The sequence below is a fragment of the Sphingomonas sp. GW821-FHT09B04 genome (genome assembly GCF_059418285.1).
Window position 1 is genome coordinate 290,754 of record NZ_JBWKPO010000002.1, and the last position, 12,385, is coordinate 303,138.

A 12,385-nucleotide genomic window follows, 5' to 3' on the forward strand; every position below is an offset into this window, starting at 1 on the left:
CGCCGCCTAATGCAGGTGGCGCAGCTTGTCCGGGTTGCGCATCTGGTAGATGCCGATGACGATGCCGTCCTCGATCTCCAGCGCGGTGGTCTGGACCATACCGTCGGCTTCGAGCGTGACGAAGCCGGGCAGCCCGTTGACGAAGCAGGTGCGCACCAGCTTCGAGCCGTATTTGCCGAACAGTACCGCGAGCGACTTGTGCAGCTTCATGACGTGGTTGAAGCCCAGGATCACCATGCGCGCTGCCGGACGTTTTCCGCCGCCGTCCGAATGCATGGTAACATCCGCCGCGAGCATCGCGCCGAGCGCGGTCATGTCGCCGGTGCGTGAGGCGTTGAAGAAGGCTTCGGCGATCTCCAGCCCGCGGGTCTGCTCGACCTGAAAGCGCGGGCGTCCCGCGCGGACATGCGCCCGGGCGCGGGCGGCGAGCTGGCGGCAGGCGGCGGCGTCGCGGTCGAGTGTCCTGGCGATCTCGTCGAACTCGACGCCGAACACGTCATGAAGCAGGAAGGCGGCGCGTTCGAGCGGGGACAGGCGTTCGAGTGCGAGCATAAGGGGGAGGGTAACATCCTCCTCGGGCTCTTCCTCGACCACCGGATCGGGGAGCCAGGGGCCGATATAGGTTTCGCGCTGGTGGCGCGCGGACTTGAGCTGGTCGAGGCACAGGCGGGTGACCGTACGGCGCAGAAAGGCTTCCGGTTCACGTACCGCCGAGCGATCGGTGCCCATCCAGCGGACGAACGCCTCCTGCACCGCATCCTCGGCATCGGCGACCGAGCCGAGCATGCGGTAGGCGACGCGGATGAGCTTCGGGCGCAGCGGGTCGAAACTCGCCGCTGCGCCCTCATGGTCGCTCATTCTCACGCGGCGGCCTGCGTGGCCTTGATGGCGGCGGGCTCGGCCCACAGGTCGAAACCGACCGCAAGGCGGTTCCAGCCGTTGATGATGTTGATCATCAGGGTCAGCTTCACCTGTTCCTCCTCGCTGAATTCGGCGGCAAGCGCCTCGTAGGCTGCGTGGTGGGTGTGGCCTTCCGAGAGCCGAGTCAAGGCATCGACCCAGCCCAGCGCAGCGCGCTCACGCGGGGTGTAGCCCGGTGCCTCGCGCCACGCGGAGAGCAGGTAGATGCGCTTTTCGGTCTCGCCCAGCGCGCGGGCTTCCTCGGTGTGCATGTTGATGCAGTTGGCGCACTGGTTGATCTGCGAGGCGCGGATCTTGACCAGTTCGATCAGCGACGGCTCGAGGCTGCTCTGGATGGCGTTGGAGGCCGCGAACCAGGACTTCATGACACTGGGGGCGGCGGCGAACGGGTTGAGCTTGGGGGTCGTCATGGCATGTGCTCCTTATTGGGTTGCACTGTCATGACGAGCGGGGCGCGGCGGATGTGACATTGGCCGCAAAAAAACCGGATCAGAATGTAAAAAGGGCCGGCGGTTTGTGCCGCCGGCCCCTGGAACTGGAGAAAGACCGGAAGGTCAGCCCTTGCAGCTGAGCGAGCCCTTGCCGGGAAGCTCGACCGTGGCCGACTTCTCGTTGCCGGTGAGCTTGTAGCCACCCTCGGCGGTGAAGGGCTGGCCGGCTTCGGGCGCCTTGAGGTCGGTCCAGGGCGCGGCCTTGTCGGTGCGGACCTTGACCAGCTTGTCGCCCTGGAAGAACTCGGCGAACACGAGCGCATTGCCCGGCTGGCAGCGCATCGAGACCGACGCCTTGATCGACGGCGGCAGCTCGACCGCCGGAGCGTTCTTGAGCGCGGTTTCCATGGGGTCGGGCGCGCGGTCGGTTACGACTTCGGGCTCGGGTTTGCAGGCCGCGAGCGGCAGCAGCACGATCGCGATGGCGGCGGGGAGGGGGCGCAGTTTCATAGCGGGCGCTGCTTTTGCTTATGCGCCAATTAACGTCAAGGGATACGTCGTATCGCGGTTGAAAGCGTTTCTGGGTGCAATCGGGAAGCTTCCGGATTCACTCGTGAAATTCGTCGAGATCGGGGATGCGGCCGAACGCAATTTTGGTTCCGACCCGATCGACCCGGCTCCCGTCCATCGGTCCGACCGACACCGCGTGCCGCCCGAACTTCTCGTTGATTCTGTCCATCGCCTTGCTGAGCGAGAGCGTGCGGGTCTCGCGGGCCAGCGGATCGTTGGGGTCGAGTGCGGCGAACAGCGATTCCTGTTCGCCCTCAAGCGGCGCGATTTCCGCCAGCGTCACGCCGATCATCCGGATCGCAAAACCATGGGCGCGGGTGCGGCCCGCATCCGCCAGCCGCGGGAAAATCGAGTCGAGGGCGTGGAGGACGGTGAAGCTGTCCTGCGTCGAGGGCAGCTTGATCGAGGTGCGCCAGGTCGACTTGTCGTCCTCGAACCGCGCGTGGAGGACGAGCAGCCGGCTGACATAGCCCTTGCGCCGCAACCGGCTGGCGGATTTGAGCGCAAGGCGGCGGGCGGTGAGGCGGGTCGGCTCGAGGCCACGCTTTCGGGGGGACAGGACGTGGCTGTGGCCGATGGTGCGGCTCTGCGTCGGCTTCTGGGGCAGGTCGAAGCCGTGGAGCAGATACCAGAGCCGGTCGCCATTGACCCCGCCCCAGGCCGAGCCGGCGTCACGCGGGCGCCGTTCGCATAGCTGGCCGATATCGAGGATGCCCTGCTGGGCGAGGCGCTTCTCCATCTTTGCGCCGATCCCGGCGATGTCGCGCAGCTTGAGCGAGAACAGCCGGTGCGGGAGCATGTCCTGAGTCAGCACGGTGAGGCCGTCGGGCTTCTGCATATCGCTGGCGAGCTTGGCGAGCAGGCGGTTGGGAGCGATGCCGACCGAGGAGGTGAGGCAATCGCCGACATTTGCCTGAATGCCGGCCTTGATCCGCCTCGCCAGTGCGATCGCGGTCTCGGGGTCATTCTCGTTGTCGAGCAGGCGGCAGGCGACTTCATCGATCGAGCCGATCGAAGTGACCGGGATGTGCTTCCAGATCTCGTCGACGATCAGGTTGTGGAACTCGACATATTTCTCATGCTGGCCCGGCGTGACGATCAGGTCGCGGCACAGGCGCTTCGCTTCCCACACAGGCGTGCCGGTGCCGATGCCGAACTTCTTCGCCTCGACCGAGGCGGCGATCGCGACGGTGGTGTCGCTGCTGACCGGGGCGACGATGATCGGCTTGCCGCGCAGGTCCGGGTTCAGCTGTTGCTCGACCGCGGCGAAGAAGCTGTTGAGGTCGAGATACAGCCAGCGCAGCGGCCGCGGAGGCAGGTCGAGAAGCGGGGCCGTCGCCATAGCGGAACAATAATAGAACATTGGGAAGGAGTCACGCGCGGCGCGCGAAACGTCCCAAAAGCACACTGCCACGCGTGCGCGAGGCAGATCGGGTTTCAAGCTGTCAAAGAGCGGACCGGGGCCGGCAGCGAGAATAGGCGCATCCCGAGCGTGTAGGAAAGTCGTTTGAGGAGGTCCGCTCGCCGCTCTCCACCCGTCACCCCGGCCTTGTGCCGGGGTCCACGGTGCCGCAAGGGCTGGGCATGAAGCTCTAGTCCTACGCCTGTCTCCCGGTGGATCCCGGCACAAGGCCGGGATGACGGATTCGGGGTGGGCCGGCCGCTCGCACGACCGGCCCGGGGGCAGCATGGGTGATGGACTAGAGGTGCGGCTCCGCCACGAGCATGATGTGTGCGGCGCTGTCGATCAGGACCGCGTCCGCAGCCCAGAGCCGTTCGAGCTGTGCCAGCCGGTCGGCGGTCTCGTCGCCGTTGGCGCCCGCCGGGTTCCATGCCGGATTGCAGGCGAAGCGGCTGTGAAACAGGTCCAATCCGGTCAACTCGCGCACCGGGCAGTGTGGCGCGAACAGCGCCGCCAGCTCGCGCGCCCGGAACAGGTGCGAGTCGAAGGCGAGGTGGGTGCCGTCGGTGAGGTCGACCTCCATCCGGTCGGCGTCATTATCCTGCACATAATGCGCGGCCTGCTCGATGCCCGCGACATAGATGGTGGGCAGGCTGCCGACGCTGCGCGCGGTTACGATCAGCGTGCCGCCATTGACCCGCGCCAGCGCCTGCGCCGCCGATGAACGGAGTGGGGCGGCAAGGTGGTTGAAGACGCCATAGAGGCACAGGACCAGATCGGCGCTATGATCGTCCTCGGACGCCAGCGCGGAATGCAGGTCCGTGACCTCGAAGGTGAGGCCGATCGCCGAACTCTCCACCCCGGCCGCGGCCTGCTTCGCGAGCGCGATCATGCCGGGCGAGGGGTCGATGCCGCGGCACTCGATTGCAGTGAAGCCGAGCTGCGCAGCGCGGCGCGCGGTGCGCATCGTCCAGGTGCCCGGCCCGCAGCCGATATCGAGGACGCGGATCGCGCGGCGGCCGCTGGCGTGGAGTGCGATCAGGCTCGCCTCGATCCGGCTCCACAAGGTGCGGTCGGCAAAGGCGTAGCGGCTGGAGAATTCGAGCGGCTGATTGTTGGCGCCGTCGGCATAGCGGAGGTAGCGCGCGCCGGTGGCGTCATAGGCATCAGCGGCGTGGCGTGCGCTGGCAGGGCGCGGATCTGCGGATCCCATACCGGCAAGCGGCGGGGTGAAACGGTACGACATGGATGTGACTCCGATGGAGATAGATTCAGGAGTGGGGAGTCGCGTCGCCCTCGACGGCGCGCCAGAAGCTGGTCAGCGAAAGCGGCCCGGAAATGCGTCGTCGCGGGCCAGCCGCGACCGGCGGCGCAGCAGCCGTTCGACCAGCGCGGCGTGGGTCCGCGCCTGGCGGCGCTGCCGCCGGCCGAGCCGGAGCAATAACGCGAGGTTGAGGATGCCCAATACGAGCAGCCCGAACTGGAGGAGTGCGACATTCATGGTCGTCGCTCATGGGGTTGGAGTCCTGCGGCACGAGACCGGCCGCGTGGCGCGAACGCACCGTGCGCCGCCCGCTTCAGATAGCGGGCAGCGCCATTAGGTTTCGACGGCGATTGCGGCGCCCGGGCATTAGCAAAGCAGGAAGACGGCCTCAGGCGGCCTCGGCATAGCCCGGCCGGCGCACCGCGCGCACCCTGCCGCTTCCGCCGCCGCCGCAGAAGAATTGCCCGGCGCCATCGGACTCGAGGCCCGAGATGCCGGTGCCGACGGGCATGTCGAGCTGTTCGAGAACCTTGCCTGATTCCGGGTCGATGCGACGGAGGTCACTTACATCGTCCTGCCAGGTGGCATGCCACAGCTCGCCATCGACCCAGGTGACACCGGTGACGAACCGGTCTGACTGGATCGTGCGCTGGATGGCGCCCGTCTCCGGATCGATCCGGTGGATGCGACCGGCGCGATATTCGCCGACCCATAACGATCCCTCGGCCCAGGTCAGACCCGAATCGCCGCCATTGCCGGGTGCGGGGATGGTGGCGAGCACCGCGCCCGTCGCGGGGTCGATCTTGCGGATCACCGACTCCGCGATCTGGAACAGGTGCTTGCCGTCGAATGCGGTGCCAGCGTCGGCGGGGACATCGAGCGCGCCGGTGATCGCGCCGCTGTCGGGATCGAGCGCGTTGATCCGTCCATCGGCGGCGAACCATACCGTTGCGCCGTCGAAGCTGACGCCGCCGACGTCGCCGGGGAATGGCCCGTACTCGCGGAGGATTTCGGCTGCTGCGTGCTTCATGCATCGTCTCCTGTCGACGCCGGGGTGAGTTCGGGCGGCAATCTGTCGAATCGCCTCAGTGCGGGATCGAGCGCATCCCAAGCATGGCCGCTGCGGGTCCAGTACACCACTTCAGGCTTGTAGCGCGACGGATCGTCGAGGCTGGCTGCGCTGGCGATGAAGATCTGGGGCATGTCGGGCAGCGCGATGAAGACGGGTGCGCCGCAAGTCGGGCAGAAGCCGCGCTGCTTGCGCGTGCCGTCGACACCCGTGGTTTCCCACAGCGTCGCCGTGCCGGTGAGCGTCACCGCCGCGCCGGCGAAGGTCAAATGCGCGCCATGCCCGGTGCCGCTTTCGCGCTGGCAGCTGCGGCACTGGCAGAGGTTCATCGCCGCGGGCTCGCCCGTGATCGAATAGCGGATCGCGCCACACGCGCAGCCGCCGGTATAGGGATTGGTCATGTCGTCGCTCCATGAGTGCGGAACGAGGATTAGCTGCCGCCCGAAACCGCCGGGAGTAACAAGCTTGTCGGGAAACCCGGCACCTGTCGCGCCATCCAGCGGCACGCGCGGCCGCGGCCGAAACTGTCGGTCTTGCCCGAAGCCGCCAGCGCCTCGAGCCCGCGCTGGACGGTTCGCGGGCTGACGTCGAGCGCGAGCGCGAGCGCGGAGCTCGACCACGCCTCGCCATCGGCGAGCAGCGCGAGGATCTCGGCATGCGCTTCCTCTTGCGGCGGCATCAGGATGGCGACGGGGCGCTTGTCGCGGGGTTGCAGGATAAAGCCGTCTTCGGTGGCACTGATCTCGGCCAGCGGCTCGAGCTCGGCACGCAGTCGCCCGATCTCGACCCGCAGCCGCGCGCGGTGCGACTCATCGGCCTCACGCGCGCCGAATGCGCGCTGGAGCAGGGCGAGGCGCGTGACGTCGCGGGGCCAGGCTTCGGCGAGGGTGCGGGCGAGGGTGAAGAGCACCGGGCGGCTGGCGAGCGGGACGGTGATGGCGCCAGTGCGAACGGCATTGCGGCAGGCATCGACGACGAGCGCGTCCGAGGCGAGGAGCGCCTCGACAGTGGCGAGATCGGCCAGCACTTCCCCCTGGGGGGTATGCAGCCGGGCAGCAGGCGCGGCGAAGCGGTCGGCGGCGTGGCGGACTTCGACGGTGAGCGCGGGGATGCCGGCCTGCTCCGCCGCTGCTGTCGCGCGATCGAGCGCGGCGCGTGCGGGGGCGGCCTCGATCCGGCGCATGGCGATGCCCGCGGCGACGAGCCATGCGGCGGCGCGCGAAGCAGGCGGAAGCGCGGCCGGATCGATCGCCTCGAGCGTGCGCGCGGCTGCGTCGAGCTGACCGACCAGCAGCAGCCGCCGTGCCTTGAGATAGCCGGCATGGCCCGCATTGGCGCGGTCGCCATGGGCTTCGAGCGTTGCTCGCGCATCGTCCAGCCGCTGCATGGGCTCGCCGAGATCGCGCGAGACCAGCGCGATTTCGGCCTCGGCAACAATGCAGCGGGCGCGGGCGACGGGTTCGCGGGTACCAAAGGCGCGGGCGGCGCGGCGCAGCAGGTCGCGGGCGCGGGCGAGGTCGCCGAGCTGCGCCATCGCGATGCCGCGCAGCGCCAGCGCGGACGGATCCTCGCGCAATGCGACGCGGTCGAGGGCGGCGAGCGGATTGCCGCTGGCGAGCGCGCGGGCGGCGGCGTTGATCAGCGAGTCCATAATCGCGTCACACTTGTAACTCTCACCCCGGCGCCGCGTGGACCTAGGTTCAGATCGAACCGACGGAGACGCGAACATGGCAAGGCCAGCAACCGCAGACAAGCAGACGCCGACCGATTGGCTGCGGCTGGCGGCGGCGCCGGTGTTCGCGGCGATGGCGCTGATCTGCGCGACCGATGCGCCGCCGGTTTCGATGTGCGCGGCGGGCGCCACGCTGCTGCCGGTCGACGGCATGACCGCGATGTACCTGCTGATGAGCCTGTTTCACCTGCCGCCCTGGCTGAACCGGCGCGGCTGATCCCCCAAGAAGGAGCAAGACGATGCACCATGAGATCGTAACGCGCGAGGAATGGATGTCCGCGCGCAAGGCGCTGTTCGACAAGGAACGCGCGATGACCCACGCGCTCGACGAACTGCGCGTCGAGCGGCGCGGACTGCCGTGGGTCAGGATCGAGAAGGACTATGTGTTCGAGGGACCGGACGGGCCGCGCTCGCTCAGCGATCTGTTCGGGGATCGCAGCCAGCTTGCCGTCTATCACTTCATGCTGACGCCGGGGTCGGATCACCTCTGCGCGGGCTGCTCGTACACGATGGACCATGTCGATCCGGCGCGGCAGCATTTCGAGCAGGCGGATCTTGCCTTTGCCGCGGTGTCACGCGCGCCGGTCGGGCAGATCGAGGCGGCGAAGGCGCGGATGGGGTGGAGCTTCCCCTGGGTGTCGTCGGGCGAGAACGACTTCAACTACGACTTCTGCGTCTCGTTCACCGCCGAGGAGCGCGAGGCGGGCACCGCGCGCTACAATTACGGGCTGACGACGATCCAGCGCAGCGCCGACATGTTCGGGGTCAGCGTGTTCGCGAAGAACGAGGCGGGCGAGATCTTCCACAGCTACTCGACGTATCACCGCGGCACCGAGCTGCTGATGGGCGCGATGAACTGGCTCGACCTCGCCCCCAAGGGCCGCAACGAGACCGGCGGCACGATGAGCTGGGTGCGGTTGCACGACGAATATTGAGGGTGCGGCGGCGCTCCGGCTCTCAGCGCCGGGGCGCCGCCTTGCAGTCGATATAGACCGGGTTGCCGATCAGCAGCTTGCGGTCGTCGGGGCCGAGGACATTGACTGCGATCCATCCGCAGGCGGCGGTGCGGGGGATGCTGAAGCTAACGGTCGGTGCCGAGGGCGCACGGGCCTGTTCCTTGCCGTTGGCGATCAGTTGCGCCGTGCTTGTGGGTATGCCGGTAATCCGCGCTTCGACGGAGAGCGTGGCGGCCGGGTCGGTGACGGTCTCGCCCATCGCTGCACGCGTCTTGCCCGAGATGACGGCGACCTCGAGCATGCGGTTGCGGCTGCCCTCGACGTCGATGAAGACGTTGCCCGCGCGGATGCCGTCGAGGATCGCGGGTTGAGAGAGGTCGCGGGCATGGACCACGGTGGCCGGGCGACCGATCGGTGCACTGCCGGGACGCGCGGCGTCGGGATCGTGATTGTCGCTGCTGCCGATGCCGGTGATGCGGAAGCCGCGGTTGAGCTTGTCGTACCAGAAGTCGAGCCCGGCGAGTGGGGGCTGGGTGGTGAGGCCGTTGATCGCCTCGATCGCCGTGACCTTGCTCCAATCGGTGTCGGGCCAGACCCAGCCGCAGCCCATGCACGCCTCGCCCGAAGGGAGGGCTGGGTGGTTGACCGAGAGGATCGCCCCCGCCGCGGCGACATCCTTCTGGAGCGTGGCGATGTCGGGCACGGTCGGGCTGCCGACGCGGAAATCGACCCAGCGCGACTGGCCGAAAATGTTGGCGTGACCGCCAAAGGTGGTGATCTCCGCGCCGGGGATCAGCAGCAGCTTGTCATGGAAAGGCTGAAGCTCGCGCAGCGCGGAGAAATGCGAGCTGGTATTGTGATCGGTGACCGCGATGAAATCGAGGCCCGCTTGCGCCGCGGCCTCGACGGTGCGGTAGAGCGGGCAGGGGACGCGCTTGCCGCTCTGGCTGTCGCAGCTGCCGTCCGAATGGGCGTTATGCATGTGCAGGTCGCCGCGATACCAGCCGGGGCCGGTCCTGAGCGGCGCGTCGGCGATCGCGGCGCTGGCGTTGCGGACCGCGCCGCGGTCGAAGAAGATCTCGACGCGATAGGCGCTGCGGGCGTCCTTGCGCGCGTTGGGAATGCCGAACTGGACCTGCCAGCGCCCGGCCGGGAGCGAGCCGGGGAGATAGCCGGGGGTGGCGTCGCTCTCGCTCAGGGTGAAGCGGTCGCGCGTGCCGCCGCTCCAGCCGCGGAAGCGCTCAGGGTCGAACAGGCCGAGATCGACGACGGTCTTGTTGGCCTTGTCATAGGTCAGGCGGACGGTGATCCGTTCGACGCCCGCGGGGACGTCGAACGGGATCGCCTTGTAGGTCTGATGGTCGGCACCGGTGATCTCGCCGGTGACGGTGCGGTCCGCCTCCTGCGCCGCGACGGGTATGGCGAGGCACGCAATTGCCGCGAGCAGGAGACGGAACCGACGCATCAGAACTTGAAGTCCACGGCAAAGCGGAAGTTGCGGCCGAGGATCGGGCGGCCGATGAACAACAGGTCGTTGGCCTGGCCGCTGGTCAGCTCACCCGCGCGCGGGTTGCCTTCGGTGAGACCAATGGTGTTGGTGAGATTGTCGCCATAGGCCCAGAGCTGGATATTCTCGGTGACCTTCAGCCGGACGCTGGCGTTGACCACGGTATAGGCCGGCAGCGTCGAGATGTTGGCGGCATCGGCATAGCGCTTGGCGTAGTATTCGACATCGGCTTGCGCGCGCAGGCGGTCGCCGAACAGGGTCAACGCCGGGGTGGCGCGCAGCGCGAGCCGCGGCACGCGGAGCAGCTGGTTGCCCGAATAGTCGCGATTGATCAGCGTCGGCTGACCATTGGCGGTGCCGAGTTCGGCATAGCGCAGGTTGCGGAAGGTCGGTTCCTGCCAGGTCGCGTTGAGCGTGAAGTCGAACCACGGCGCGGGGCGCACGACGCCTTCGAACTCGACGCCATAGGCGCGCGTGTCGGTATAGACGGTCTGGCTGATATAGCCGTTGGTCGCCGTGTCGAAGCGCGTGTTGCCGATGCCGTAGGAGTCGAAGTCGGTGAGGAAGGCGGTCGCGTAGAGACTGAGGAAACGCGAATTATATTTGAGGCCCGCTTCCCACATGTCGATCCCCTGCGTCACCGGCTGGGCGGTGGCGCTGGTGATGAAGCTGCCGACGCTGGGCAGGCGGAAGGCCGAGGTGTAGCGCGCGAAGACGCCGGCATTGTCCATGAACTTCCAGTCGACGCCGAGCGTCCAGCCGAGCTTGTCGAACTTGCGGTCGAAGGGGGTGAACACGCCGTTGCCGGTGAGCACGCTGTCGTCGGCGAGCGTCGCGGCGTTGCCGAGATTGACGGTGCGGCTGCCTTCCTGCGCGCCGCGGGTGGTCACTTCCTCGTAGCGCAGGCCGCCGTCGATGCGCAGCGCCGGGGTGATCTGCCATTCGTCCGAGGCATAGACGGCAAAGGTGCTCTGCGAGCCATAGCCATTGGCGAATTCCGAGCCGTAGCGCGCGACGCCATTCTCGGTCAGCGAGCCGACCACCTGACCCGCGGCGTTGAGCGCGACGAGGTTGAGCAGGCGGCTGTTGTTCGACACGTCCTGCACCGTCGAGGCCGAGTAGCGGCGGAAGGTCTCGTCGATATGCGCGTAATAGACGCCGACCGCGACGTCGTGCGTGCCCGCCGCTTCGAATCGGCGCGCGATGCGCACGTCGTTGAGCAGTTCGCTTTCCTCGATCGTCACCGGGCGGGCGGCGTTGATGAACACGTCGCCATTGCCGTTCTGGCCGGTGACGTTGAACGCCTCGCCATTATCGACATAGCGCAGCTGGACGCTGGCGGCGCCCGGGAAGGCCGCCAGGACCTGCGGGCGATAGGTGTTGAGGAACGCCGTCGCGGTGCTGATCGAGGCGGGATAGACGCCGTTCCGCACCGTGTTCGAGTCGCGGTAGCGCAGCTTGTGGCTGAGCTTCCAGCCATCGCCGAACTCCCAATCGGTGATCCAGCTCAGCTGGTCGAGGCGGATGCGCGTGCCGTTCTCCTGACGGAAATCGACCGGGCCGGTGGCGCTCTTGAGCGTCAGGCGGCGGGTCTGGACGCTGGCGGTGGTGCCGTAATGCGGGTCGAAGCCCGGCAGGCCGACGATCTTGCCCTCGGAATCCTTGGACAGCGGGATGCCGGTGTAGAAGATCGCGTTATCGGCGAGGTGCTTGTAGCTGATCGAGGTGCGGCCGCCGGCGAATTCGCCATGCACCGCGGCACGGATCTGGCCGCCCTTGTTGCCGATATAGCCGGGATCGCGCACGCCGCGCTCGCTGCGGTAAAAGCCGCCGACATCGACCGACCATCCCTCGGCGATCGGCGTGCCGACCCAGCCGTCGAAACGATAGAGGTCCGCGGTCGGGCCGTAGAGCAGGCGGGCGTTTCCGGTCGTCTCGGTCATCGCGCGGCGCGTGATGTAGTTGACCACGCCGCCCGGCGCGTTGGAATAGAAGACCGACGACGGGCCGCCGCGGACGACCTCGATCCGGTCGATCGATTCGTCGATGCGGAAGGCCTGATCGGCGTTGAGATAGCCAAGCGCCGGGTCGTGCTGAACGGGCAGGCCGTCCTCGAGCAGGTTGATCGAGCCGAAGCCGTCGACCGGGATGCCGCGGGCGCGGACGTTGCCCGAGCCTTCGCCGCCCGATGCCTCGACCCAGAAGCCGGGGACCGACTTCAGCGTCTCGGTCACGCTCGACGGCGCACGCGAGCGCAGCATGTCGTTCGAGAGCGTGGTGACCGCATAGCTGGTGTCGAGCTTGGTGCGATTGCCGGCGCCGGCGCGGCCGGTGACGATGATCTCGCCATCCTGGGCTTCGGGCGCGGCGTCGGTCGCCTGATCCTGTGCCAAAGCGGGCAGGCTGACGGAGAGCAGAAGCGCGGAAACGCTGGCGCGGGCAAGCGCCTTGCGGATGGTCATGGTCGTCCCCTTTGGATGTTACGGGCAGCGTGGCTGCCGGTGCGCCCTAGGGGTAACCGGTTTCACATTGG

Annotated in this window: 13 protein-coding genes; 2 read left to right on the plus strand and 11 right to left on the minus strand. The window is 67.7% G+C overall.

The features are described 5' to 3' along the window. Positions 1–6 precede the first annotated feature (6 nt). From AC07NK_RS07325 to AC07NK_RS07365, 9 genes are all read right to left on the minus strand, one after another. Positions 7–858 (minus strand): sigma-70 family RNA polymerase sigma factor, encoded by an 852-nt coding sequence (locus tag AC07NK_RS07325; protein ID WP_495169926.1) that lies wholly within the window; start codon positions 856–858, stop codon positions 7–9. A gap of 2 nt (positions 859–860) precedes the next feature. Continuing rightward, positions 861–1,331: a carboxymuconolactone decarboxylase family protein gene (locus tag AC07NK_RS07330; RefSeq protein WP_495169927.1), complete on the minus strand. Its 471-nt coding sequence runs from the start codon at positions 1,329–1,331 to the stop codon at positions 861–863. A gap of 144 nt (positions 1,332–1,475) precedes the next feature. Then, positions 1,476–1,862, minus strand: coding sequence for a hypothetical protein (locus AC07NK_RS07335; RefSeq protein ID WP_495169928.1), 387 nt, complete (start codon positions 1,860–1,862; stop codon positions 1,476–1,478). Positions 1,863–1,959: 97 nt separating this feature from the next. Next, positions 1,960–3,264 (minus strand): Y-family DNA polymerase, encoded by a 1,305-nt coding sequence (locus AC07NK_RS07340; RefSeq protein ID WP_495169929.1) that lies wholly within the window; start codon positions 3,262–3,264, stop codon positions 1,960–1,962. A gap of 358 nt (positions 3,265–3,622) precedes the next feature. Continuing rightward, a complete protein-coding gene (locus AC07NK_RS07345) occupies positions 3,623–4,570 on the minus strand; it encodes a class I SAM-dependent methyltransferase (protein WP_495169930.1) in 948 nt (315 codons plus the stop codon). A 72-nt stretch (positions 4,571–4,642) separates the two neighbouring features. Beyond that, complete coding sequence (locus AC07NK_RS07350; RefSeq protein WP_495169931.1) at positions 4,643–4,825, minus strand: hypothetical protein; 183 nt, start codon at positions 4,823–4,825, stop codon at positions 4,643–4,645. Positions 4,826–4,976: 151 nt separating this feature from the next. Then, entirely contained in the window at positions 4,977–5,618 is a 642-nt protein-coding gene (locus AC07NK_RS07355; protein WP_495169932.1) for a Vgb family protein, read from the minus strand. Beyond that, positions 5,615–6,058: a GFA family protein gene (locus AC07NK_RS07360; protein ID WP_495169933.1), complete on the minus strand. Its 444-nt coding sequence runs from the start codon at positions 6,056–6,058 to the stop codon at positions 5,615–5,617. The genes AC07NK_RS07355 and AC07NK_RS07360 overlap by 4 nt, the downstream gene beginning before the upstream one ends. A 29-nt stretch (positions 6,059–6,087) precedes the next feature. Further along, entirely contained in the window at positions 6,088–7,308 is a 1,221-nt protein-coding gene (locus AC07NK_RS07365) for a helix-turn-helix domain-containing protein (protein WP_495169934.1), read from the minus strand. A 76-nt stretch (positions 7,309–7,384) separates the two neighbouring features. Between AC07NK_RS07365 and AC07NK_RS07370 the strand changes: the two genes are divergently transcribed. Together AC07NK_RS07370 and AC07NK_RS07375 are read left to right on the plus strand one after the other, a co-directional pair. After that, positions 7,385–7,606 carry a hypothetical protein gene (locus AC07NK_RS07370; RefSeq protein ID WP_495169935.1) on the plus strand — a complete coding sequence of 74 codons (222 nt, stop codon included), beginning with the start codon at positions 7,385–7,387 and terminating at the stop codon, positions 7,604–7,606. 22 nt (positions 7,607–7,628) lie between these two features. Then, positions 7,629–8,324, plus strand: a complete 696-nt coding sequence (locus AC07NK_RS07375; protein WP_495169936.1) for a DUF899 domain-containing protein — start codon at positions 7,629–7,631, stop codon at positions 8,322–8,324. Between the two features lie 22 nt (positions 8,325–8,346). Here the strand turns inward: AC07NK_RS07375 and AC07NK_RS07380 are convergent, their stop codons facing one another. Next, complete coding sequence (locus AC07NK_RS07380) at positions 8,347–9,810, minus strand: CehA/McbA family metallohydrolase (protein WP_495169937.1); 1,464 nt, start codon at positions 9,808–9,810, stop codon at positions 8,347–8,349. Further along, positions 9,810–12,314, minus strand: a complete 2,505-nt coding sequence (locus tag AC07NK_RS07385; protein ID WP_495169938.1) for a TonB-dependent receptor — start codon at positions 12,312–12,314, stop codon at positions 9,810–9,812. The genes AC07NK_RS07380 and AC07NK_RS07385 overlap by 1 nt, the downstream gene beginning before the upstream one ends. Between the last annotated feature and the right edge of the window lie 71 nt (positions 12,315–12,385).

Coding starts and splice junctions, on each gene's coding strand:
- AC07NK_RS07385 (WP_495169938.1), bottom strand. CDS start 12,314: ATGACCATCCGCAAGGCGCTTGCCCGCGCCAGCGTTTCCGCGCTTCTG.
- AC07NK_RS07345 (WP_495169930.1), bottom strand. CDS start 4,570: ATGTCGTACCGTTTCACCCCGCCGCTTGCCGGTATGGGATCCGCAGAT.
- AC07NK_RS07325 (WP_495169926.1), bottom strand. CDS start 858: ATGAGCGACCATGAGGGCGCAGCGGCGAGTTTCGACCCGCTGCGCCCG.
- AC07NK_RS07340 (WP_495169929.1), bottom strand. CDS start 3,264: ATGGCGACGGCCCCGCTTCTCGACCTGCCTCCGCGGCCGCTGCGCTGG.
- AC07NK_RS07335 (WP_495169928.1), bottom strand. CDS start 1,862: ATGAAACTGCGCCCCCTCCCCGCCGCCATCGCGATCGTGCTGCTGCCG.
- AC07NK_RS07375 (WP_495169936.1), top strand. CDS start 7,629: ATGCACCATGAGATCGTAACGCGCGAGGAATGGATGTCCGCGCGCAAG.
- AC07NK_RS07360 (WP_495169933.1), bottom strand. CDS start 6,058: ATGACCAATCCCTATACCGGCGGCTGCGCGTGTGGCGCGATCCGCTAT.
- AC07NK_RS07380 (WP_495169937.1), bottom strand. CDS start 9,810: ATGCGTCGGTTCCGTCTCCTGCTCGCGGCAATTGCGTGCCTCGCCATA.
- AC07NK_RS07330 (WP_495169927.1), bottom strand. CDS start 1,331: ATGACGACCCCCAAGCTCAACCCGTTCGCCGCCGCCCCCAGTGTCATG.
- AC07NK_RS07365 (WP_495169934.1), bottom strand. CDS start 7,308: ATGGACTCGCTGATCAACGCCGCCGCCCGCGCGCTCGCCAGCGGCAAT.
- AC07NK_RS07370 (WP_495169935.1), top strand. CDS start 7,385: ATGGCAAGGCCAGCAACCGCAGACAAGCAGACGCCGACCGATTGGCTG.
- AC07NK_RS07350 (WP_495169931.1), bottom strand. CDS start 4,825: ATGAATGTCGCACTCCTCCAGTTCGGGCTGCTCGTATTGGGCATCCTC.
- AC07NK_RS07355 (WP_495169932.1), bottom strand. CDS start 5,618: ATGAAGCACGCAGCAGCCGAAATCCTCCGCGAGTACGGGCCATTCCCC.